Raw genomic sequence first — 21198 nt, forward strand, 5'->3', positions numbered from 1 at the left:
TATGATAAACTGGAACGAGATAGCCCTCGAAACCGCGAGGGAGGTTGAGAAGGAAGTGATGCCCCTCTTCGGCACCCCAAAGGCCGGGGAGGAAATGGGAGAAAACGTCAGTGGGGACGTTACCAAGTACGTTGACAAAGTGGCTGAGGACGTCGTTCTGAGCAGGCTCCAGCCGTTGGGGGTCAACATAGTCAGCGAGGAAATAGGCTTCATAGACAACGGGAGCGACTACACCGTCATCGTTGACCCGATAGACGGATCCTACAACTTCGCCGCTGGGATACCAATATTCGCCTTCAGCTTCGCTGTCTTCAGGAGAAACGAACCCATCTACGGTGCGATATACGAGTTCGTGCCGAGGCACTTCTACGAGGCAGTACCGGGTGGGGGGGCCTATATGGACGGAAGGCCCATTAGGGTAAGAAAACCCGGGCGCGGGAAGGAAGCTTTGAGCTTCTACACGCGCGGCAGGTGTCTGGGATTAATAGAGCGGGTCAAGCGGGTTCGGGTCCTCGGGGCCATAGCGGTTGAGCTGACCTACCTCGCCAAGGGGGCCCTCGACGGCGTATTGGACATAAGGAACTACGTGAGGACGACAGACATAGCCGCGGGTGTGCTTATAGCCAAGGAAGCTGGAGCGATAGTCACCGACGAGACCGGTAGGGAGCTGGGGCTGAGGCTCGACGCGACCACCAAGACTAACGTCATAGCCGTTAACGACCGCTACCTGCTGGATATAATCCTGGAGGAGCTGGAAAATGAGTCTTGAGGGCTACTTCCACCGCTACGGGAAGGCGACCTTCACCCTCTTCCTGATAAACGTAGTGGTTTACGTCCTGGAGTCAATACTCAGCGGGAATCCCTTCAGCATAAGCATTGAAGTCTTGGCAAGGCTCGGCCAGTGGAACTACGCCGTTCTCAACTACGGATGGTGGTGGCAGCTCCTCACAGCGATGTTCGTGCACGTGGGCATACTTCACATAGGCTTCAACATGTACTTCCTCCTGATGATGGGGAGACAGCTTGAGGGAATCCTTGGGCCAAAGAGACTCGTCATGGTCTATCTCGTCTCGGGCCTGGCAGGTAACCTGCTGACTCTCTTCCTGTTGCCTGCCAACTCGGTCAGTGCCGGCGCGAGCGGCTCGCTCTTTGGCATAGTTGGGGCGCTGATACTCATAACCGGCGTCGTCGGCGGCAACATGCAGGGGGCGTTAATAAACGCCTTTGTCCTCTTCCTGATAAACAGCCTCCTGCCGAGCGTCAACGTCTACGCCCACCTTGGCGGCCTCCTTGTGGGCATGGCGATAGGCTACTACTACGGCAAACGGATCAAAAGGCACCTGATGGCGAGGCTGTACGGCTACGGGTGGTAGTCCTGCCTTCTTTTTCGCTATATATTTTTTGGAAGCCTTTTTTGGGAGTTAAACACTGTAAAACCTGCCGATTGAAGAGTGGATCATCTGAGAGGCAATGCCCTTGGAATTGCACCCCATCTTTCCGCCAGCGCTCAGCCTTTGAAAAGGCTGGCGAAAAGTTTGTAGCTCCTGTGGAAGAACCCTAAAAGTTCCGATTTTCTTTTGGGAAGTTGCTGTGAATTAGGAAGCTCTTTTCAAAACTGCAACTTTCGAGGGGTTTCTCTCCTCCGACGCCCTCTGGGCGTTCATTCAAAAGTAAACCCAGCTCAGAAAAGCGTCCTAAAGAAGCTTCGCTTGAGGAGTGGCAGTAGGCAAGGAAAATCAACTCCAAAATTGCACTTCAAAAAAGGAGCTACAACCTTTGATGAAACTTTGCGCAGACAAAGTTTCTGTGGTGCCGGGGCGGGGCTTTGAACCCCGGACCTCTCGGTTTCTCAGGCTCCCCCGAGGGGGAGCGGCCCTATGAGCCGAGCGCTCTGACCAGGCTAAGCTACCCCGGCACTGCCCGAGCGCCCGGGTTATACCTCCCGGGGGGCATTTTTAAATCTTTCGATAGTTCCAGTGGCACGGACAGAAGGGTTCCGAAGGGGTCGATTATAAGAAACTCAGAAGAGGAAAAGGAGAGCTTCAAAGCATCTTGCCCTCTTCCTTCATCCTCACGAGCCTGGTTATGTAGCCGGCTATCCTGTTCCTGATGGTCTTGCTGGTGACGTTGGTGAGCTCCTCAACCTTTCTCTTGTTGTGCTCGAAATCGCTGGTGAACTCGTTCGGGTAGCGATCAAACAGCTCCCGGGCAACCCTCTTGATGAACGTCTGCTTGATGTTTCCCATCATCAATCCCCCCGTTAGCTTGACTCTGGCAGCCTGACCTCCTCCCCGCTGTGGGGGTTTAACCCCTTGTCGTGCGGTTTGGTTTGCGGGCCTTTCCTACTCCCGTCACCGGTTTCGGTTCAGCCCGCGGGCCCGGTCTCGGGCCCATCACCCCAACGGGCAAAGCCCGCTCGGGGTTTCTTTTAAAGGCCGTTCTTGGAGTTTTAGCCATCCCACCAAACGGTCATTGAAAGGACGCCTTACGGCGTCTTCCCCCGCCGGTGGGAGGATGCGTGAACCCTATGAGAGGGGTTGTTTTTCCGTGGCCTCTCCGAGGCCTTATCAAAAGGCAACAACATTTAAGGGTTTCGGTTGTCCGGGACTTCTTGGACAGTTCACTGCATCTCGCCCTGAAGGTGCAGCCCTCAAAGAAAAAATGTACCTCACATCAGGGGAATGCCTTTAAAAGTGGCCCGGGGAAGGAAAGGGGGGGCTTACTTCCTCCTCAGTTTCTCGTAGAGCCACTCGCCGAGATGCACGGAGGTCTTTCTGGGCCAGACGACGTCGAGGGAGTAGCATCTAACGAGGGCGAAGCCAGAGTTTATCCTCACGAGCCCCTTCAAAATGTTCCTCACCGAGACCTTCACCATGTTACCACCTCTGTTCGTTCATAAAATATGAAGCGTATCTCACTTATAAGATTTTCGTGAGGTTTAAATAGGCGGGAGGGTACCCCCATCCATGCTGAGGGAGGTAATTCGCTGCAGGGGTCACGAGAACGTCAGGGCAACGCACAAATCGACGCTGGAGTTCACAAAGGAAGACTATCTAACGCCGCGTGGAGACTGTATCCTCTGCATCGAGGCCGATAAGGGCATAAACGACCTTAGCGATGAATTTAAATCTGCTCTGAGGGCCGGAAAACGGCTCCTTATTAGGATAAAGGTTGGGAATCTGGTGGATGATGTTCTCGCCGAGGGCAGTCCTGGGCTGATACTCGACCATGATTTTTCGATGGTGGTTCGAAAGAGCGACTACATCGACGCCAGAACCCTCGCAGTAAGGGCAAACAAAGCCGCGAGGGATATAGACAGAAAAATAGTGGAGCTCCTGAAGAGCCCCGAAACCACGGCTGAGATTGAGCTGGTGATTATAGGTTAGCCACTGTTTGTGGATTCCTCCTGGACATCCTCGGTAGTTGTGGTTTTGGAAATTCCCGCTGTTTTGTGTCGCAGTTCCTCCCTTGCGATGGCCCCAAACAACGCTGCATCCCCCATTGTCTGGGCGATTTTTTTCCACTCCAGCGGGGGAAGTTCTTTTCTCAGGATCGCCATTTGGCTCTCGTCGAAGATTTTCTCGTCGATAACAACTATGAGTGTCGAATTTGTGAGGATCATGTAATCCTTCATTATGGTTAGGAATTTTACCACACTTTTGAACTCATTGTAGAGTATTAGGTGATCAACTCCGCAGAGAATTATTAGGGAGCCCTCGCCGTGCCTTGATACGAAGTGCATTATCTCATCTTGCAGAACGTGGAGCTTTGATGGGTTGATGCTGTTCGGCGCGTTTATTCTGGTAATCCAGATAACGTCATCAAACTGACACCACTTCACGTCCGGCTTTCTCCCGACGTAAAGGGTTGATGTGGCAAACTTGCAGACCTGGCGAAGTCCGGACATGTGTTCCGGGGGTACAGTGAAAGCTCCGGATGGAAGAACTGGGTTTGTCTGCTTTTTGTCTGGAAGTGGGGGAGATTTTCTGAGTTCTTTTGGCGTTCCCCGCCCGAACTCCCCAGTTGTGGCTCTGTATAGGAGGTCTAAATACAAAAAAACCGCCATTATTATTACCGTGTAGGAGCCTGTGAAGAAAGTGGCCATAATCCACCACACATTCGCTCCGGTTGTTGATTGGAAACTCGTCCCTAGGCTTCCGATGATTGCCAATATTGCCGAGACGAAGACTGTGAGCGCGAGTTTTCTTGCTAGAGGGGTTTCAAGCTTTTTAAGGTACCCGTAGGATTTGTACGCGGTTATCAGCGAAATCACCAGGATTATCAACCCTGCGATTAGGCCACCAAGGTTGTGAATCCCCAACGTGCCCGCCCCTCTTAAAATACATGTTATGATTGTACTTAAACATTGCTGGACTTTTGGGAACTTCCCAGCTTAATGGTTCCCACCGCTAAGCCAACGTGTCTATCCGCCCCGCCGTAGTAGAGGTAGTATCTGCCCCCGTGCTCCACCATTGCCTCGGCGAAAACCACGTTGTCAACCCAGCCGTACCTCTCCCAGTCGAAGGTCGGCCTGAGGATAGGCTCCTCTGTTCTCCAGATGAGCTTTCTCGGGTCTTCCCTGCCAAAGAGGGCCGCGTGTGTGTAGTAAACGAGCTTTCCGTCCTCGTAGAAGGCTTCGCTGTGTATCAGGAGTATTCCCTCCTCCGTGAGGATGGGTGCGGGCCCGGGCTCAGCGAGATGTCCCCTCGGCCTCAGGACGGGTTCCTTTTCGTACTCCCAGTGGAGGAGGTCCCTTGAATATGCCAGCCAGATATTGGAATCTCCGAAGTACATGATGTAGTGCCCCCCGAACGGCCCGGACTTCATTTTTTCGGGCAGGATGGCCCCGCTCTTGGTCCAGTTGGGCTTTCCGTTCTTGAGGAACGGAAACTCCTCAAAAACCACCCCGTGCTTCCTCCAGTTCAGCAGATTCTTCGAGGTGGCGATGCAGAGCCGCGCCGTCCTTCCATCGTAGCCGGTGTAGGTCATGTAGTAGGTCTTTCCGATTCTCACGATACGGGGGTCTTCAACGCCGAGGCTCTCCCACCCGTATTCCGGCTCCATAACAGGTTCTGGGTGTTTGATGAAGCGAATTCCATCTTCGCTCAGCGCCAGCCCGATTCTTCCGGTTATCTCCTCTTCCTTTGCCTCCGCCCGGTAGAGCATGACTGTTTTTCCTCTCCTTTTGACCACCGCGGGATTGTAGACGTTCTTTGAGTCGAATCCTCCGTCGGAAGGGGAGAGCACGGGGTTTGGTAGTTTTTCAAACCTGAACTCATAGGGGTTCAACGCTGACTCCTCCATTGGCCCTTATCGAATACCTCCTGCCCCCGAACCTCACTTCGCGCACGAGGAGATTCACACCCTCCACCGGCCGGATGGTGAGCTCATCCCCTGCCTCCATTCCCAGCGCGGCGGTGATGAAGGCGAAAACGCTCGCCGCACTCCATGCCTGCGGGGAGTTGGCCCTCGGAACGGGAACGAGCTCGTTCAGGCCGCTGTACAGCTCCGGAAGCTCCCTCGCTGGCAGAAGCTTTGCGGCGTCGAAGGTGGCGTCCATAAGCGTCTTTGCCATGTCCGTTCTTCCAGCCCTCGCCAAGCCGAGTGCTATCAGCGCGTTGTCGTGCGGCCATACGCTTCCGCGGTGGTAGCTGAACGGGTTGTAGGCTTTCTCTCTGGCACTCAGGGTTCTTATCCCGTACCGGGAGAGCATGTCCGGCTGGAAAAGCCTCTCCGCAAGCTCCTCCCCGTGCTCGGCTATCCCCGTCAGGAGCAGGTGCCCCATGTTCGAGGAGACAACCCTAAGTGGCCTCCCCTCCCCGTCCAGCGCGAGGGCGTAGTAGGAGCCGATCCAGAAGTCGCGGTTGAACCTTTTCCTGAGCCGCTCTGCCTTCGTGAGGAGGGTCTTTTCATCGAGGTCTGTCAGGTCAAGCTCTCCCGCAAGCTTAAGCGCCCAGTAAGCGTAGCCCTGCACCTCGACGAGCGCTATCGGCGGCTTTGGAAGTTTTCCCTCTTCATCAACTATCGCGTCCCTTGAATCCTTCCACCCCTTGTTGCCGAGTATCCCTGGAACGTAGGTTATGTAGCCGCCATCATCGAGCTTTCCGAGTATCCACTCGACGGCAGCCGTCAGGTTAGGCTTCAGTTCCTCAATCAGCCCTCTGTCCTTGGTCCAGCGCAGGTACTCGCCCGCCAGCGCCACGTAGAGTGGGGTGGCATCGACCGTGCCGTAGTACGGCGCGAAGGGAACCCTCCCCGACTGCGCAAGCTCCCCGAGGCGGAACTCGTGGGGTATCTTTCCCGGCTCCTCCTCGTTCTTCGGGTTGGTTCTCTTCCCCTGGAGCCGCCCAAAGAGCCTCAGCGTGCCCGCTGTGTACTCCGGGTAGTACGGCAGGAGAAAGAGTGAGGTTATTATCGCGTCCCTTCCGAAGGGACAGGCAAAGTACGGGATTCCGGCGAGGGGAACCGGGCCGAAGCGCGTGAAGAGCGTCAGGGCGTTGATGTTCTCCACGGCCCTTTCAAATATCCCGTCGATGCTGGATGAGCCGGTGAAGGCAACGTTTTTTATCGTTTTCCTTTTCTCCGCGAGTATCTCCGAGACCCTGCCCTCGATTTTTGGAATGAAGCGGACGTAGAGGACTGCCTTTCCAAGGGGAGGTATCGCGAGCTCCGCCCTTAGGACGCTTCCCTCCCTTTCCATGTTGGTCTCAAGGAAGAGAACCCTCCTTCCCTCGGGGCCCTCCTTTACATACCTCCCCCCGGCCGGGGCTATCGCCTCCCCGCTTTTCAGCCCCATGAATCCCCTGACCTGGAATATGTCTTCAAGGGGCGCTTCGTAGGAGTACCTGACCCGGACCTTGAGCGGTTCGCCGGACGTGTTGTAGAAGGCGAATCTTTCCTCGTAAACCCCATCCAGCGTTCTCAGCCTCACCAGAATTGCCCGTCCGTCGAGGGAAAAGTGCGAAACTGCCCTGGTGAAGGTTGAGGATGTTCCAAGGAACTCCGGGTCTGGAGAGACCTCAAGCCTTGCCCTCCGGACGAACCTGGTGTCGAGAAAATAAAAACCGTCGTAATGGGCGGGCATGTCCCCTCTCTCATCGCCCAGCACGAAGGCACCGTTGCCGGCTAGGATGGTTCTCATGGGCTATCCCTCAAGGAAGGACTTTACTTCCCTTGGGTCTTCAAGGTTGATTGCCTTTACCCTCCAGAGTCTCGCGGTAAAGCGGAGCTCCTCGGTGTAGTCGCCGGGAACAAGTGAGAGGTGGTTGGCTCCCATGGCGGAGATAAAGCCATCCTTGTCGAGCGGGTTCTTTATGGCCGTGTGCGGCCACTGCCGGCCCCATTTGAGCTTTGATTCCAGCCCCTCCGTTATCTCGACCCCCTCCGCGAGGAAGTAGAGGAGGTAGTACTCTCCCCCGCGCCGTATGAGCCTCGCCACGGTGAACTTCGCCGGTGGGGTTCTGTAAGTGAGCGCCCCGCCGCTCGCTCCCTGGCACTGTCCCTGAACTGTGGTGGCTCTGAGGTTCTCCTCCGGGTTCTCGCTCAGCCTGGCGTAGTAGAGCGAAGCCGCGCCGCAGTTGGCTATCATGACGACCTCGTCGTCCACGTACTTTATGTCCCCGAAGAGCGGGGGGTTCCCGCTCAGATAGAAGAGGAGCGCCGAGCTTATCGTGCCCTTGACGTCGCCCTCGCAGGTGGCCGGGATTACCTCCTTCTCGCCTTCGGCGTCTAGGTTGAACGGGAACAGCGCAGGAATCAGGCAGGCCGTAACGCCGTAGACCTCGCTCAGCTCTGGCTGGCACTTTATCGAGACGGCCGAAACGCCTCCCTGTTCGCTCCAGCTCTCCTTTGCGGCGAGATAGAGCGCTATCTGCCTCCTCAGTGCCTCTGGTGTCAGCATGATGTCGTCAAACTTGACTTCCGTTTTCTCTGTCAGCCAGTCGTAGAACTCCTCCACACGAATCCTCAGCTTCTCGTCCGAGAGGAGCTTCTCCGCCTTCCTCACCAGAACATACTGGTCGAGCATTATGAAGTCGCCGACGATTCTCTTAAGCCTCGGCAGGTCGTCCATTAGGTGCTCCATCCCGAGGGTGTAGGGCGCGCCCCAGAGGAGGAGGGACTTCTTGGAGAGCTTTGAGACAGCCTCAGCGGCTCTGACCCAGGCCTTTACCTTTTTAACGTCCCCTTTGAGGCGGACGTGGTTCAGTGCGTACTCGTTCACAGCACTCTCCCAGAGTGAGGCCCCGACAGACGTGATGCACGTGGTTCCGGCCCACGCGGGGTCATCGTCGGCGTAGAGGAGTATCGGCCTCTCGGTTCCCCTGACGAGCGCAGTGACTAGGTTGCTCTCCGTCCAGTGCCAGAGGCCGGCTATTATTCCCGAGGCGGAGCCCCCAGCTATGATTTCCCCAGCCCTGAAGCTCTCCTCCATCGAATCTACCCCGAAGTTCTTCCCTGCTTTGAGAGCTTCGTATTTTCCAAGCCTCTCGTTCACGTCGAGAACTTCAAAGCCGGCCCTCTTCAGCTCCTCGATGAGGTGGGAGTGCTTTTCCATCAAAGCCCTCTCGCGCTCTCTAGAAAGCGCCGTGGGCCGGGGGTCAGTGAACGTTACCACCGCTATCATTGGCAACACCCTGGTATTCCAATCGCGGGAAACGTATATAACGGTTGTTAGAGGAAACAACCAAAAGTTGTTGCCCGTGGTGATGACGATGATGGTCTCTGTAGGGGAGGTCCTCATAGATTTCATAGCCCTCCAGGAGGGAAAGCTCAGGGACGTGAAGTCCTTCGAGAAGCATCCTGGCGGTGCTCCTGCAAACGTTGCGGTTGGTCTTTCAAGGCTCGGCGTTGAGAGTGCGCTGGTAAGCAAGGTCGGCGACGATCCCTTTGGGGATTTTCTGCTCGAAAGGCTTCGTGATGAGGGAGTGAGGACTCATATATCTCGGGACGCCGAAAAGCACACCGGCGTCGTCTTCGTTCAGCTCATCGGTGCCAGGCCGGAGTTCATCCTCTACGACGGCGTTGCCTACTTCAACCTGAAGCCGGAGGACGTGGAAACGGCCCTCCTAGAAGGCGCAGAGGTTGTTCACTTCGGTACCGTGCTCTTCGCCAGGGAGCCATCCCGCTCGACGCTCCTCGGAGTTTTGGAGGAGCTTAAAGGGAAGGTTCCTCTGAGCTACGACGTTAACATAAGGCCCGACCTCTGGCGCGGAAGGGAGGGAGAGATGCTCCGGGATATTGAGAGGGCCCTCCTGCTGGCGGATATAGTTAAGCTCGGCGATGGGGAGCTGGCGTACCTCAAAAACAACGGGATAAATCCAGAAGATTTCGACTTCAAACTGCTCGCGGTGACTCTGGGTGAGGAGGGTAGTTATATGATGAGTGGGGGCGCCCGGGTTCACATCCCCCCTTACAGGGTGGAGCCGGTTGACACCACCGGTGCCGGGGATGCCTTTACGGCTGCCCTCCTGGCTGGTCTCCACTACTCGAACCTGCTCGGTGAGGATTCTATGGGTGAGGAGCATCTCAGAAAAATCGGCCGCTTTGCAAACCTTGTAGCGGCGCTTTCAACGACCCGTAGAGGAGCCTGGAGCGTTCCAAAAATGGAAGAAGTGGTCCTGATGAGGGAGTTCTGGGAGCTCTACCAGCGCTCAAGGAGGTAGTCCTTCTCCTCAAGGAATACCCTTGCCCTCTCCTCTATCAGTTTCTCGGCCTCAAGGGTGCTCATGTCCATCGTTCTCTTGATGAAATCCGCCGTCTTTGCGAAGTACAGCGGCACGAGGGGTTCCGCCTCGGTTAGAATTCCGTTTTTGTATGCCACGGCTCCGTCGTAGAGGACGTGGCTCCAGAGCCTGTCGTCGAACTCGAAGGTCTTGAGTGCATCCACCACTCCCTTGAGCGTCTCTTTGCCCAGTGCCCTCTTCAGCACCGGCTCGTGCTGGGCAAAGAGCTCCTTCGCCCTTATTTCGAGAAGCTCCAGGGTCACCTTTACGGGCTCGGGTTCGCCTTTCTCAAGCTCCCCGAAGACCGGAACGGGCTCTATCGTTCTCACGTCCTTCCAGACGTTCTCGTACTTCTCCATCAGCATGAACAGCGTTCCGACGACCTGGTTGAACATGGGGCCGAGGGAAGCGGCTGGATCCTTGGGGTCGTGTATCTTCATTCCCAGGGCCGTCTGGGTGATTTTGAAGCCCCTCGCTATGGCCGTCGTCGTCAGGAATATGTCCACGCCAAAGCGCGCGACGTGGGTCTTCCAGACTTCCTCGTCTTCGAGGTAGACCTCCATGAGCTTTCTGCTCACTCCGAAGTCCCCGCCTATCGGCTGTCTGACGTTCTTTCCGTAGAGCGAGGCAGTCATTGGGTAGGCTATGTTGTTGGTTATGGTTCCATCCCACTTGTGCCTTATGTAGAGCGGTGCCACGAAGTCATAGCCCTCCTCGATGGGCTTGGCGAAGCGGTATATCCACTCCGGGGTTATGCTCCTCAGATCGCTGTCCACGAAGACGAGCGCGTCGGCGTCTCTTCCGAGGGCGAACTCCATGAGCTCCTTCATGGCGCTGCCCTTCCCGGGAATCGGCCAGCCGTAGACGAAGCTGTGAACCTCGACACCGTCTGGAACCTTCGTCCCCAGAACCGCCTCCCTCGTCCCGTCGGTGCTTCCTCCGTCGGCGTTGACGACGATTCCCCCTCCGAAGTACTTCATCAGCCCCTCGGCGGCCTGCTTAACGACAAAGGGGATTGTTTCCGCGTTGTTGTAACTGGGAATTCCAACGATGACCCTCATCTCTTCCACCCCATAAATTTACAACCATTTAAAGTGGTTTATTTTGAAAAGGATTATATACTTTTTGCCCCTACTCCCTTGGGGGATCCCCATGGAGCTGAAGGTCGGAGTGATAGGCTGCGGAAACATATTCAATCTTGCCCACAAGAAGGCCCTCAGGGGAATCGAGGGCATCAGGGTCGTTGCATGCATGGACGTAGACCCAGAACGGGCCCGCGAGGGTGCGAAGGAGTTTCGGGCGAAGGCGTTCACGAGTCTCGACGAGTTTTTGGATACCGATGTTGACGTCGTTGAGGTGCTCACGCCAACCTACACCCACGCAGAACTTGCCGTTGAGGCCCTCAAGGCTGGAAAGCACGTGATAGTCGAGAAGCCGATAGCCCTCACCGTTGAAGAGGGCGAGAGTATGATAAAAACCGCCGAGAAGGAAGACCTGCACCTCTTCGTTGGTCACGTGAGGCGGTTTGACAAGAGATGGATGCAGATGAAGGAGGTCATTAAGAAGCGCAACATCCTGCCGATGCACATCAGAAAGGCCGAAGTCCAGAACCTCCCCTTCCCGAAGGACTACTGGTACTGGGACGAGAACAGGAGCGGCGGCGTCGCCGTTGACCTCGGAGTCCACGTCACGGACTTTCTGCGCTGGTTCTTCGAGAGCGAACCGGTGAGCGTCTACGCCGTCGGGAAGTCCATCAAGGAGGAGGCGAGGGCCAACGGAACGTTCGACCACTTCATGATGATGATAAAGTTCGAGGGAGGAAAGACGGGCATAGCGGAGGTCAGCTGGGCCTACCCGTATCCCTCGCGCTACGGCGTCTTCTACCACCACGTTGACATCATAGGGAAGAACGGCAGGATACGCTACACCCCGCTGGACACTCCCGTGGTTGGCGTTGCAAAGGCCAACTTCGAGATGCCGCGCTTCTCCCCGCTCCTCTCAACCTTCCCCGACGCCTTCGAGAGGGAGCTGAGGCACTTCTTCAGGTGCATCAAGGGGAAGGAAGAGCCGGTGGTTACCGCCGAGGATGCCCTGATAGCACTGAAGATTGCCGAGAGGGCAAAGGAGAGCGCCCGCAAGGGGGAGGTGGTTGAGGTATGAAGAAGCTCAACTTCGGAATAATAAGCTACGCCCATCCCCACGCCCTCCGCTTTGCCTCCACCATCGCGGGGGGCAGGGGGACGAAGCTCGTGGCCATATCCGGCGATGGCTCCAACCCTGACGTTGCACGCGCCGAGGCGAAGAAGTACGGGGCGAAGTTCTACAGAAACTACGAGGCACTCCTGAGGGATGAGAATGTCGAGGCGGTTTACATAGCCATCGAGACGTACAGGCACAGGGAGATAGCCGTCAGGGCCGCCGAGGAGGGCAAGCACATACTCCTTGAGAAACCCATAGCCCTGAACCTCAGGGATGCGGACGAGGTTATAAGGGCCGCCAAAAAGGCCGGCGTAAAGCTCATGCTCCCGTTCAACCCCAGGTTCACGGAGCCCCTCATGAAGGCGAAGGAGATGATTGACACTGGCGAGATAGGCCCCATCGAGTACATCCAGACGATTTCGGAGAACGTTAAGCCCCCGATATTCCTTCAGGGTCTTGACATGGGCTGGTTTTTGGACGTGAACAAGTCCGGGGGCGGGGGCTTCATGGACACGGCGCCCCACGGCGTTGACTCCCTCCTCTGGCTCACTGGGGACCTCCCCAAGAAGGTCTACGCGGACATAGGCGCCAAGATATACGGCTTCCCGGTGGATGATATAGGCACCGCAGTCCTTGAGTTCAGGAACGGCGTTCTGGCCGTTCTCACTGCCGGCTGGGGCAATCCGAGGGGCTACTCCTACGGCATCGAGATAAAGTACTACCTCGTCGGAAGGGATGGATTCCTCGACGTGAGAACGGCCTATCCGGACTTCACCGTCTACCAGGACAGGGCCGAGAAGATATACTGGGACAGGCCGGACGTAAGGGGGATAGTGAGTTCATTCACCAGGGCCGTTCTGAAGGATGAGGACGTCCCCATAACCGGCGAGGATGCGAAGAAGAACCTTGCGATAATTTTGGCGGCCTATGAATCATCCAGAAAAGGCAAAACCGTGAAGCCTCGGCTTTAATTCCAAACTTTTACTTTTTTGTAAATACAACCACTTTTAGTGGTTCTAAACACAAATCTTATATATGTTGTTCACATAAGTTCGTTGAAGTACCTTACTTGAGGGATAGGGTGATGCCCATGATTAGGAGATTGTTTGGTGTTCTATTGGCGGCGGTTGTCTTGTTCGCCGTAGTGTCCAGTGGCTGTATCTCCCCCGGAGGAGAGACGAAGGTAACAGTGACGTTTCTGTCAACCCAGCTGAACCCGCCCGAGGAGAGGGCCTTCGTCCAGGAGGACCTTCTGAAGGGGTTTACTTCAGACACGAATATCGAGGTTAACTTCGTCCCGATTTCCTACACGGACATGGTTACGAGGCTTGAGGGCGAGATGCAGGCGGGAAAGGTCACCATCGATGTCATAGGTGACCTCCACGGTGGTATGGACTACATGGCCTCTAAGGGCTGGCTTGAAGACCTCAGCTCGATGCCCAAGCTTGAGGGCAGGACGTTCATCAGCACCTTCGAGAAGTATTCCAACATTCGCGGCCAGAAGGCCTACGTTCCCTGGATGAGCGCCACCTACGTTATGGTCGTTAACAAGGAGGCCTTCCAGTACCTGCCGGAAGGGCTTACCGAAGAGGACGTTATGAAGGGCACCGACAAGTGGACCTACGACGCCCTCCTCCAGTGGGCCAAGAACCTCAAAGAAGCCAAGGGCCAGCCCGAGCTCGGCTTCCCGGCAGGGCCTAAAGGACTCTTCGTCAGGTTCCTCCACGGCTACATATACCCCAGCTACACCGGCTACCAGGCGAAGGAGTTCGATAGCCAGGATGCCGTCCAGATGTGGGACTACCTCAAGAAACTCTGGCCCTACGTGCACCCATCGAGCACCACCTGGGACGCCATGTCAGACCCGCTTCTGAAGGGAGAGGTTCTCATAGCATGGGACCACACTGCGAGGATTAAGAACGCCATCGAGACCAAGCCGGACCAGTTCGTCGTTGTCCCGGTTCCGAGGGGACCGAAGGGCAGGGGATTCATCGTCGTTCTCGCCGGCCTTGCCATACCGAAGGGAGCACCGCACAAGGACGAGGCCTGGAAGCTCATAGACTACCTGACCAAGCCGGACACCCAGGTCAAGGTTCTCGAAAAGACTGGATTCTTCCCGACGGTTGAGGAGGCAAGCGGAAAGCTGCCGGATGGCCCCCTCAAGATACTCGCGGAAGGCGTTCAGGCGCAGGCCAGCACCGAAGATGCCCTCGTCGCCATGATACCGAACCTTGGAGACAAGGGAGGACAGTTCAAGGAGTACTACAAGCAGGCCTTTGAGAGGATAGTCCTCAACAACGAGGACCCAGCGACCGTCACCAAGGAGATCAAGCCCGACCTCGTAAAGCTCTTCGAGGACGTTGGAGTGCCGGTACCGTGAAGGAGGAGGTCCCATGGAACGGCGCTCTCTTGTTCCCTATCTTTTAATTTTGCCGGCTTTCGTGTATCTGCTGTTTTTCGTTGGCTATCCTCTCGTTCAGGCCCTCTACCTGGCCTTCACCCAGAACGGGGCGTTCTCCCTGGAAGTCTGGCGTAGAACCGTTAGCGATTACTACTTTTGGAGCGCGTTTAAATACACAATCCTTCTGGCGGGTATTATAGTCCCGACCCAGGTTGCCCTCGCGGTTGTTCTCGCTCTCCTCATGAACCGCGTTTTCAAGGGCAAGGACGCCGCCCTCTACGCCCTAATAATTCCCCTCACCATAAGCGACGTGGCGGCCGGTTTGATATGGTACTCCATGCTCTCCCCCTACGGTTTCATAAACAAGCTTCTCATGAACTTGGGGCTGATAGGCCAGCCCATATACGTATTCGGCTACGAATACCGCATGAGGGAGTTCTTCGCGATAGTTATAGCCGAGCTGTGGCGCTCCACGGCGATAGTTTTTGTGATAATCCTGGCCGGCCTTCAGATGATAAGCAAGGAGTACATCGAGGCTGCCGAGGTCTTCGGGGCGAGCTACTGGACGAGGCTCAGGCGCATCGTTCTGCCGCTCCTGAAGCCCAGCATCCAGAGCGCCCTCATAATAAGGACTCTCTTCGCGATGCAGATCTTCGGTATCGTCTGGATACTGGCAGGCAGGGACATCCCGGTTCTCGCCGGTGAGGGCTACTACCAGCTCACGGAGATAAAAGACGCCGGCGTTGCATCGGTATACGCCCTCGTGATAGCCGGTCTTTCCATACTGCTCGGTGCGCTGTACATTAAGTTCCTCCGCGCTGAGTATCTGGAGGTGGGAGAATGAACGACGAGACCAAGTACGCCCTCAAAAAGGTGGGGTTCTACACCGCCGTTTTCACGGCCGCGGTCTGGATAGTGATTCCAATCATCATCTCCTTCCTCTACGCCTTCACCAGCAAGGCCGACTACTACGACCCGACCAAGATAATCCCGACGAGCTTCACGAGCGAGTACGTCCACACGATACTCTTCACCCTCGGTGCGTGGGACGGAATAAAGAACAGCGTCATAGTGGCGGTGCTCACCATCATCATAAGCTTCATCCTCGGCGTTCCGGCCGGGTACTCGATAGCCAAGTACATGTTCCCGGGCAAGGACCACATAAAGCTCTCCATCGTTGCCCTCAGGATGTTCCCGATTCCGGTCATGGCCATACCGCTCCTGGTTCTCTACATAGACCTCCACCTGGCTGATACGCTCCTCGGAGTGGCTCTGGCCCACACGGCGATGGCGCTCCCCTTCGTCGTCCTCATAACGTCGAGCATCTTCGCGGGGGTATCCAAGGAGTACGAAGAGGCCGCCATGGTGTTCGGCCTTACCCGGTTCGGTTCCTTCAGGAAGATAACCCTCCCCCTGGCCCTTCCGGGGCTGGCCGCTGCCGCTATGTTCACCTTCGTCATGAGCTGGAACGAGGTCTTCGTCGCCTCGATTCTCACCCTGAACAACAGAACCCTGCCGGCGCAGATACTCTCGATAATGGCCGGCTCCAGCGGAGGTGCCGCACCGGACTACTACAAGTTCGCGGCGGCGTTCATAATGACCCTTCCGGCGATGCTGTTCATCCTCTTCGCCAGGAGGTATCTGGTCACGATGTGGGGTATAACGCTCAAGTGAGGTGTTACCATGGTTGAGGTCAAGCTTGAGGGAATAACTAAGAGGTTTGGGGACTTTGAGGCCGTTAAGGATCTGAACCTGACGATAAAGGATGGAGAGTTCCTCGTGCTCCTCGGGCCGAGCGGCTGCGGAAAGACAACGACGCTGAGGATGATTTCCGGCCTTGAGACGCCCAGCGAAGGCAAGATATACTTCGGCGACAGGGATGTTACATACCTGCCCCCCAAGGACAGGAACATCTCGATGGTCTTTCAGAGCTACGCCGTCTGGCCGCACATGAAGGTCTTTGACAACATAGCCTTTCCGCTCAGGGTGAAGAAGTATCCGGAGGACGAGATAAGGAGGAGGGTAAAATGGGCGGCCGAACTGCTCCAGATAGAGAGCCTCCTCGACCGCTATCCCGGACAGCTCAGCGGTGGCCAGAGGCAGCGTGTGGCCGTCGCCAGGGCGATAGTGGTTGAGCCGGACGTTCTGCTCATGGACGAGCCGCTGAGCAACCTCGACGCAAAGCTCAGGGTGGCGATGCGCGCCGAGATAAAGAAGCTCCAGACGAAGCTTAACGTCACAACCATCTACGTCACCCACGATCAAGTGGAGGCAATGACGATGGGCGACAGGATAGCGGTCATGAACAAGGGCCGGCTCCTTCAGGTGGGTCCCCCCACAGAGGTTTACCTCAAGCCCAACTCCCTCTTCGTGGCGACTTTCATAGGCGCTCCTGAGATGAACATCCTCAGCGCAGCGGTCACGGAGAGGGAAGGGCTGGCGCTCGAAGGCGATGGCTTTATCGTCCCCCTGCCCGGGGACTTCAGGGAGCTGCTTCTTGACCACATTGGGAAAGACGTTCTCCTCGGTATAAGGCCGGAGCACATGACGGTGAAGGGCGTCTCGACCCTCGAACACGTAACCAGAACGGCGGAGATAGAGGGAACAGTGGATTTCATCGAGGCCCTGGGGACGGATACGATAGTTCACGCCAAGGTTGGGGAGAACATAATCAAGATAAAGCTGCCCGGGCATATACCCCTCCCCGTCGGAGAAAAAATTAAAATAGAGATAGACCTTGACAACATCCATATCTTTGACCGAGACACGGAGAAAGCGATAATCTGAGGCCTGCCTATGGACGAGAAGGAGATAAAGTCCCTCCTCCGCGAGTTCGGCCTTAACGAGTACGAGGTTAGGGCGTACCTCACCCTCGTCAGGAACGGGCCTCTGACGGCGGGTGAACTCGCGACGCTCTCAAAGGTTCCCCAGCCCAGGATATACGACGTGATAAGGACGCTCATGGCCAAGGGATTCGTTACTACAAGCCAGGGCAGACCCAAGCAGGTCATTCCCCTCAATCCCGAGAGCGTCATGGATGCCATTAAGCGGCGGTACGACGAGAGAATAGAGGCTCTCAAATCCGCCCTTGAGGAAATTTACACTCCTCACGGCGAGATAGGCAGCGTAATCGTGGTTAAAAGCCGCATAACGCTGGAGGACTACGTCAGGAGAGCAATAAAGAACGCCCGGTTCCACATAAGCATTGCCGTTCCCGAGGATTTTCTTAAGAGGCTGGAGAGGGACTTGATGGCAAAGAAAGAGAACAACGTCCGCATAAATCTTTTCCTTTACGGGAATGGCGATGTTCCGCGGGTGGCCAACGAGATACGTACCAGGGACGTGCCCGACCCGATAATTATAATCCAGGACAGGGACATGGGGATATACCTCCCCTACGAGGCCCTAACCGGCGGCAGCTCCCTTCACGGCTACGGCCTTATAATCCAGGACAACAACCTCCTCTTCATGCTTGACCGCTACTTCTACCACGCCCTCTGGCCGACCGGCAGGGTCGCTTACAGGGAAGAAAGGGCGCTCAAGCTTCCGAGGGAGTACATACACATAAGGGAGCTTGTTTCCGACCTGCGCCGGTTCGGAATCCGGGATGCGAAGGTGGAAGTCTTCGGCCGCTTCGTTCGCTCGGGGGAGCCCGTTCACCTCGTGGGAAAGGTCGTGGAGTTTTACGAGGACAAGGGCAAGGTTATATCGAATATAACTGTGGAGACGGAAGAGGGTGAGAGGCACGTCGTGGGCGGCTGGAACGCTTCCCTTGAGGACATAGAGGCCGAGAGGATAATCCTCTTTGAGTGAACTCTTTTCCAGGAGGTGGGTGAATGGACGCCAAAACCGTCGCGCTGGAGATTATGAACGCGGCCATCAACAGCGCTGATCCCTACACTGCCGTGAGAAGAAGCCTTGGATTTGAGGGAGGCCATCTGGTGGTTTCAGGGGAGGAATTCCCCCTGTCAGGAAGGGTTTACCTCCTGGCCTTCGGCAAGGCCGCCTGCTCCATGGCAAGGGCCGTCGTTGACCTCCTTGGGGAGCGGATTGAGGAGGGAGTAATAATCACCAAGTACGGCTACGCCGAGAACTGCCCCAAGTTAAGAAAGCTGAAGGTCATCGAGGCGGGACATCCCGTTCCGGACGAGAATTCCCTCCTGGGCGGAAAGCTCGGCCTCGAACTGGCCGAGAAGGTTGGGGAGAACGACATCCTCCTCGTCCTTATCTCCGGCGGCGGAAGTGCGCTCTTCCTCCTCCCTGAGAGGGGGATAACCCTTGAGGACAAAATCCAAACGAACGAACTCCTTCTGAAGAGCGGGGCAAAGATATACGAGATAAACACCGTAAGAAAGCACATCTCGGCCGTCAAGGGCGGCAAGCTGGCGAAGCGTGTGAGGGGAAGGGTGATAAGCCTGATCCTCTCGGACGTCGTCGGAGACCCGCTCGAAGCCATAGCATCGGGCCCGACCGTGAGGGACCCTACCACCTTCGGAGACGCCTTCAGAATCCTGAGGCTCTACGGCGTCTGGGAGAAGCTGCCGGAGAGCGTTAAGAGGCACATCGAGCTGGGACTGGAGGGAAAGGCCGAGGAAACCCTCAAGGAAGACCTCTCGAACGTCCGCAACTTCATAGTTGGGAGCAACACCCTCGCCTGCGAATCCGCCCTGGCGAAGGCGAAAGAGCTCGGCTACAACGCATTGCTTCTCACCACGACCCTCGAAGGCGAGGCCGGCGAGATAGCCCTGGCGGTAGGCTCGATAGTCCAGGAAATAGCCAAATACGACCGACCGGTTCCAAAGCCGGCGGTTCTAATAGCCGGCGGCGAGTGGACGGTAACCATCGAGGGAAAAGCAGGCCTCGGCGGGCCGAACCAGGAGTTTGCCCTGAGTATTGCCAGAAAGATAGATGGACTTAACGCCGTGGTTTTGGCGGTCGATACCGATGGAACGGACGGGCCGACTGATGCAGCGGGTGGGGTAGTGGACGGGAAAACGCTTGGGCTTCTCAGGGAATCGGGAATAGACGTCGAGGAAGTCCTCAGAAGGCACGACGCCTATCACGCGCTGGAAAAGGTTGGCGCGCTCCTGAAAACCGGCCCAACCGGGACGAACGTGAACTCGATGGTCATAGCGGTTGTTAGAGACGGTAGCGACGCCCCTTGAGGATGTCGGCGTCCCCTTCGCGACCGCTCTCCTCTGGCTCGCCTGCGGTGAGTTTTGTCCTCACGCAAGGACGAAATGCGAGCGTATCGTTCTCGTTGGGGGACACGTCGTAGTCAAAACCCAAAATACGGGCAAGATGATACAATGATGCCCACGGTCGAGCGGTGCTGTCTAAAAAAGAGAGAATCCCACGATGGGATGACCTCTCAACTATGTGCATTCAAATTCTCACGAAACCCCACCCTCTGAAGTGCGTCTCTATTCCCTCCGCCTTCACATGTAGGGCCCTTATCTCCTTCTTCAGCTCCCACAGGAACTCTTCAAATGCCTCATCATCCCTCAGAACCTCGTAGCTTTCCGGGTACTCATCGCGGAGGAGTTCCCGGAATTCTCTTCCCGACGCACGGAGGTTGAGCACTTCGAAGAAGTAGTAGTCCGTGAAGCCCCTCGTGTCCTCTACTATGGCGGAAACGTCCGTTATCTCTGGAATTATCGGGCTGACGAAGGCGTACGTTTTCAAGCCCGCCTCGTGGAGTTCCTTAAGGGCGTTGACCCTCGCCTCGTGGACCGGCGTCAGCGGTTCAAACAGCCCCTTTTCTCTCCCCCTAAAGCCGTTTATCGTGAGGCCGACCTCTATCGTTCGGAACTCCTTGAAAAGGTCGATGTCACGGGTTACCAGAGGGGACTTGGTGAGCACCGAAAGTTCGTTCCTCTTGTCCATGTACCTCAAAACCCTTCTCGTAAGCTTTAACTCGGCCTCTATCGGTTGGTACGGGTCGCTCACCGTTGACATGACCACGCTCCCGGAAACGTGCTTTCTCGCCAGGTCGGGCGCGTTGGTCTTGACCTCGACCCAGCTTCCCCATCTCCCGTAGTCCTTCCACCTCGCCAAAAACTTGGCGTAGCAGTACTCGCATGCGAAGGCACAGCCGACGTACTGGTTGACCGCCCACTCCACGCCCGGAATCTTCGATTTGGTGTAGATGCCCTTGGCGCGCCTCTCTACAACCCGAACCTTCATAAGGACTTTTCATCCAATTCTCCTTAAAAGGTGAGCGGCATGAGGTTGAGGGTTCGCCGTCGGCCGGTCAAGTATGCACGGCTTGAGGTGAGGCCTGACGGAACGGTTCTGGTCACCGCCCCCGATGGCTTCGACGTTGATAACCTGATCGAGAGGCACCGGGGCTGGCTTGAGGGCAAGCTGGCCGAGATTGAGGGTCTCCGGGAGATAGCCGAGTCGGGCTTTCCCATCAACGGCGAGTTCTATCGGGTTATCCACGGGAGAAAGCCCAAGGTTCACGAGCGGTTCAAGACCGTCGTCCTCTCCCCCAACCCCAACGATGTTGTTGACTGCCTGAAGAAAATCCTCAGAAAGGAGCTTCTGCCCCTCGTGGATTCCTACGCTCGCAGGATGGGGGTGGAGCCTGGAAAGGTCTACATCAGGCATCAGAAGAGCCGCTGGGGAAGCTGCTCCCCCAGGGGAAACCTGAACTTCAACGTTCGCCTCATAGTCCTCCCCCGGGAGCTCAGGGAGTACGTTGTGATCCATGAGCTCGCCCATCTGAAGCACATGAACCATTCGAAGGCCTTCTGGGAGTTCGTTGGGAGATTTTATCCCGACTACAAAACCGCCAGAAGGGAGCTTAAGAAGTGGTGGACGATAGTCGAGCTGAACCCACACTGGAAGTGGTTGGCCAGGGGTGAAGTCTAG

21 protein-coding genes and 1 tRNA gene are annotated in these 21198 nt (G+C 56.3%); 13 read left to right on the forward strand and 9 right to left on the reverse strand.

Annotated elements, in window-relative coordinates; all coding sequences use genetic code 11:
* Position 1: 1 nt before the first annotated feature.
* Both E3E51_RS11995 and E3E51_RS12000 read left to right on the forward strand, forming a co-directional pair.
* Entirely contained in the window at positions 2-769 is a 768-nt protein-coding gene (locus E3E51_RS11995; RefSeq protein ID WP_167913337.1) for a bifunctional fructose-bisphosphatase/inositol-phosphate phosphatase, read from the forward strand.
* Positions 759-1373 (forward strand): rhomboid family intramembrane serine protease, encoded by a 615-nt coding sequence (locus tag E3E51_RS12000; protein ID WP_167913338.1) that lies wholly within the window; start codon positions 759-761, stop codon positions 1371-1373. Before E3E51_RS11995 ends, E3E51_RS12000 begins: the two co-directional genes overlap by 11 nt.
* A gap of 434 nt (positions 1374-1807) precedes the next feature.
* Here the strand turns inward: E3E51_RS12000 and E3E51_RS12005 are convergent.
* From E3E51_RS12005 to E3E51_RS12015, 3 genes are all read right to left on the reverse strand, one after another.
* Positions 1808-1915, reverse strand: a tRNA-Met gene (locus E3E51_RS12005).
* A 127-nt stretch (positions 1916-2042) separates the two neighbouring features.
* The gene (locus tag E3E51_RS12010; RefSeq protein ID WP_167913339.1) at positions 2043-2246 is read right to left on the reverse strand and encodes a 30S ribosomal protein S17e; all 204 of its coding nucleotides are present in this window, start codon (positions 2244-2246) and stop codon (positions 2043-2045) included.
* Between the two features lie 473 nt (positions 2247-2719).
* A complete protein-coding gene (locus E3E51_RS12015) occupies positions 2720-2875 on the reverse strand; it encodes a hypothetical protein (protein WP_167913340.1) in 156 nt (51 codons plus the stop codon).
* A gap of 91 nt (positions 2876-2966) precedes the next feature.
* Between E3E51_RS12015 and E3E51_RS12020 the strand changes: the two genes are divergently transcribed.
* Positions 2967-3386, forward strand: a complete 420-nt coding sequence (locus E3E51_RS12020) for a DUF371 domain-containing protein (RefSeq protein WP_167913341.1) — start codon at positions 2967-2969, stop codon at positions 3384-3386.
* Here E3E51_RS12020 and E3E51_RS12025 read toward each other — a convergent pair.
* From E3E51_RS12025 to E3E51_RS12040, 4 genes are read right to left on the reverse strand one after another with little or no spacing between them, the layout of a single operon-like run.
* The gene (locus tag E3E51_RS12025) at positions 3383-4321 is read right to left on the reverse strand and encodes a DUF835 domain-containing protein (RefSeq protein WP_167913342.1); all 939 of its coding nucleotides are present in this window, start codon (positions 4319-4321) and stop codon (positions 3383-3385) included. The two genes, E3E51_RS12020 and E3E51_RS12025, sit on opposite strands and share 4 nt — an antisense overlap.
* 38 nt (positions 4322-4359) lie before the next feature.
* Positions 4360-5289: a glycoside hydrolase family 130 protein gene (locus tag E3E51_RS12030; protein ID WP_240924336.1), complete on the reverse strand. Its 930-nt coding sequence runs from the start codon at positions 5287-5289 to the stop codon at positions 4360-4362.
* The gene (locus tag E3E51_RS12035) at positions 5276-7141 is read right to left on the reverse strand and encodes an amylo-alpha-1,6-glucosidase (protein WP_167913344.1); all 1866 of its coding nucleotides are present in this window, start codon (positions 7139-7141) and stop codon (positions 5276-5278) included. Before E3E51_RS12035 ends, E3E51_RS12030 begins: the two co-directional genes overlap by 14 nt.
* A 3-nt stretch (positions 7142-7144) precedes the next feature.
* The gene (locus E3E51_RS12040; RefSeq protein ID WP_167913345.1) at positions 7145-8623 is read right to left on the reverse strand and encodes a fucose isomerase; all 1479 of its coding nucleotides are present in this window, start codon (positions 8621-8623) and stop codon (positions 7145-7147) included.
* A gap of 88 nt (positions 8624-8711) precedes the next feature.
* Here E3E51_RS12040 and E3E51_RS12045 point away from each other — a divergent pair, with 88 nt between their 5' ends.
* Positions 8712-9662: a carbohydrate kinase gene (locus tag E3E51_RS12045; protein WP_167913391.1), complete on the forward strand. Its 951-nt coding sequence runs from the start codon at positions 8712-8714 to the stop codon at positions 9660-9662.
* On the opposite strand, the gene E3E51_RS12050 is transcribed toward E3E51_RS12045, so the two are convergent.
* Positions 9641-10783 (reverse strand): glycosyltransferase, encoded by a 1143-nt coding sequence (locus tag E3E51_RS12050; RefSeq protein WP_167913346.1) that lies wholly within the window; start codon positions 10781-10783, stop codon positions 9641-9643. The two genes, E3E51_RS12045 and E3E51_RS12050, sit on opposite strands and share 22 nt — an antisense overlap.
* A 91-nt stretch (positions 10784-10874) precedes the next feature.
* Here E3E51_RS12050 and E3E51_RS12055 point away from each other — a divergent pair, with 91 nt between their 5' ends.
* From E3E51_RS12055 to E3E51_RS12090, 8 genes are all read left to right on the forward strand, one after another.
* A complete protein-coding gene (locus E3E51_RS12055) occupies positions 10875-11882 on the forward strand; it encodes a Gfo/Idh/MocA family oxidoreductase (protein WP_167913347.1) in 1008 nt (335 codons plus the stop codon).
* The gene (locus E3E51_RS12060; RefSeq protein WP_167913348.1) at positions 11879-12892 is read left to right on the forward strand and encodes a Gfo/Idh/MocA family oxidoreductase; all 1014 of its coding nucleotides are present in this window, start codon (positions 11879-11881) and stop codon (positions 12890-12892) included. The genes E3E51_RS12055 and E3E51_RS12060 overlap by 4 nt, the downstream gene beginning before the upstream one ends.
* Before the next feature lie 119 nt (positions 12893-13011).
* Positions 13012-14301: an ABC transporter substrate-binding protein gene (locus E3E51_RS12065; protein ID WP_167913349.1), complete on the forward strand. Its 1290-nt coding sequence runs from the start codon at positions 13012-13014 to the stop codon at positions 14299-14301.
* 13 nt (positions 14302-14314) lie between these two features.
* Positions 14315-15166 carry a sugar ABC transporter permease gene (locus E3E51_RS12070; RefSeq protein ID WP_167913350.1) on the forward strand — a complete coding sequence of 284 codons (852 nt, stop codon included), beginning with the start codon at positions 14315-14317 and terminating at the stop codon, positions 15164-15166.
* Complete coding sequence (locus E3E51_RS12075) at positions 15163-15996, forward strand: carbohydrate ABC transporter permease (protein WP_088180868.1); 834 nt, start codon at positions 15163-15165, stop codon at positions 15994-15996. The genes E3E51_RS12070 and E3E51_RS12075 overlap by 4 nt, the downstream gene beginning before the upstream one ends.
* Before the next feature lie 9 nt (positions 15997-16005).
* Positions 16006-17109 carry an ABC transporter ATP-binding protein gene (locus E3E51_RS12080; protein ID WP_167913351.1) on the forward strand — a complete coding sequence of 368 codons (1104 nt, stop codon included), beginning with the start codon at positions 16006-16008 and terminating at the stop codon, positions 17107-17109.
* A gap of 9 nt (positions 17110-17118) precedes the next feature.
* Positions 17119-18135, forward strand: a complete 1017-nt coding sequence (locus E3E51_RS12085; protein ID WP_167913352.1) for a TrmB family transcriptional regulator — start codon at positions 17119-17121, stop codon at positions 18133-18135.
* 23 nt (positions 18136-18158) lie between these two features.
* Positions 18159-19487 carry a glycerate kinase gene (locus E3E51_RS12090; RefSeq protein WP_167913353.1) on the forward strand — a complete coding sequence of 443 codons (1329 nt, stop codon included), beginning with the start codon at positions 18159-18161 and terminating at the stop codon, positions 19485-19487.
* A 220-nt stretch (positions 19488-19707) separates the two neighbouring features.
* On the opposite strand, the gene E3E51_RS12095 is transcribed toward E3E51_RS12090, so the two are convergent.
* Positions 19708-20508: a radical SAM protein gene (locus tag E3E51_RS12095; RefSeq protein ID WP_167913354.1), complete on the reverse strand. Its 801-nt coding sequence runs from the start codon at positions 20506-20508 to the stop codon at positions 19708-19710.
* A 39-nt stretch (positions 20509-20547) separates the two neighbouring features.
* Here E3E51_RS12095 and E3E51_RS12100 point away from each other — a divergent pair, with 39 nt between their 5' ends.
* The gene (locus E3E51_RS12100) at positions 20548-21198 is read left to right on the forward strand and encodes a SprT family zinc-dependent metalloprotease (RefSeq protein WP_167913355.1); all 651 of its coding nucleotides are present in this window, start codon (positions 20548-20550) and stop codon (positions 21196-21198) included.

The organism is Thermococcus sp. 21S7 (genome assembly GCF_012027615.1).
In the GTDB taxonomy this organism is placed as follows: Archaea; Methanobacteriota_B; Thermococci; order Thermococcales; family Thermococcaceae; genus Thermococcus.

Bases quoted from the DNA above. Each gene is read 5' to 3' on its own strand.
- E3E51_RS11995 (WP_167913337.1), top strand. From the start codon at position 2: ATGATAAACTGGAACGAGATAGCCCTCGAAACCGCGAGGGAGGTTGAG.
- E3E51_RS12000 (WP_167913338.1), top strand. From the start codon at position 759: ATGAGTCTTGAGGGCTACTTCCACCGCTACGGGAAGGCGACCTTCACC.
- E3E51_RS12010 (WP_167913339.1), bottom strand. From the start codon at position 2,246: ATGGGAAACATCAAGCAGACGTTCATCAAGAGGGTTGCCCGGGAGCTG.
- E3E51_RS12015 (WP_167913340.1), bottom strand. From the start codon at position 2,875: ATGGTGAAGGTCTCGGTGAGGAACATTTTGAAGGGGCTCGTGAGGATA.
- E3E51_RS12020 (WP_167913341.1), top strand. From the start codon at position 2,967: ATGCTGAGGGAGGTAATTCGCTGCAGGGGTCACGAGAACGTCAGGGCA.
- E3E51_RS12035 (WP_167913344.1), bottom strand. From the start codon at position 7,141: ATGAGAACCATCCTAGCCGGCAACGGTGCCTTCGTGCTGGGCGATGAG.
- E3E51_RS12040 (WP_167913345.1), bottom strand. From the start codon at position 8,623: ATGATAGCGGTGGTAACGTTCACTGACCCCCGGCCCACGGCGCTTTCT.
- E3E51_RS12045 (WP_167913391.1), top strand. From the start codon at position 8,712: ATGATGGTCTCTGTAGGGGAGGTCCTCATAGATTTCATAGCCCTCCAG.
- E3E51_RS12050 (WP_167913346.1), bottom strand. From the start codon at position 10,783: ATGAGGGTCATCGTTGGAATTCCCAGTTACAACAACGCGGAAACAATC.
- E3E51_RS12055 (WP_167913347.1), top strand. From the start codon at position 10,875: ATGGAGCTGAAGGTCGGAGTGATAGGCTGCGGAAACATATTCAATCTT.
- E3E51_RS12060 (WP_167913348.1), top strand. From the start codon at position 11,879: ATGAAGAAGCTCAACTTCGGAATAATAAGCTACGCCCATCCCCACGCC.
- E3E51_RS12065 (WP_167913349.1), top strand. From the start codon at position 13,012: ATGATTAGGAGATTGTTTGGTGTTCTATTGGCGGCGGTTGTCTTGTTC.
- E3E51_RS12070 (WP_167913350.1), top strand. From the start codon at position 14,315: ATGGAACGGCGCTCTCTTGTTCCCTATCTTTTAATTTTGCCGGCTTTC.
- E3E51_RS12075 (WP_088180868.1), top strand. From the start codon at position 15,163: ATGAACGACGAGACCAAGTACGCCCTCAAAAAGGTGGGGTTCTACACC.
- E3E51_RS12080 (WP_167913351.1), top strand. From the start codon at position 16,006: ATGGTTGAGGTCAAGCTTGAGGGAATAACTAAGAGGTTTGGGGACTTT.
- E3E51_RS12085 (WP_167913352.1), top strand. From the start codon at position 17,119: ATGGACGAGAAGGAGATAAAGTCCCTCCTCCGCGAGTTCGGCCTTAAC.
- E3E51_RS12090 (WP_167913353.1), top strand. From the start codon at position 18,159: ATGGACGCCAAAACCGTCGCGCTGGAGATTATGAACGCGGCCATCAAC.
- E3E51_RS12095 (WP_167913354.1), bottom strand. From the start codon at position 20,508: ATGAAGGTTCGGGTTGTAGAGAGGCGCGCCAAGGGCATCTACACCAAA.
- E3E51_RS12100 (WP_167913355.1), top strand. From the start codon at position 20,548: ATGAGGTTGAGGGTTCGCCGTCGGCCGGTCAAGTATGCACGGCTTGAG.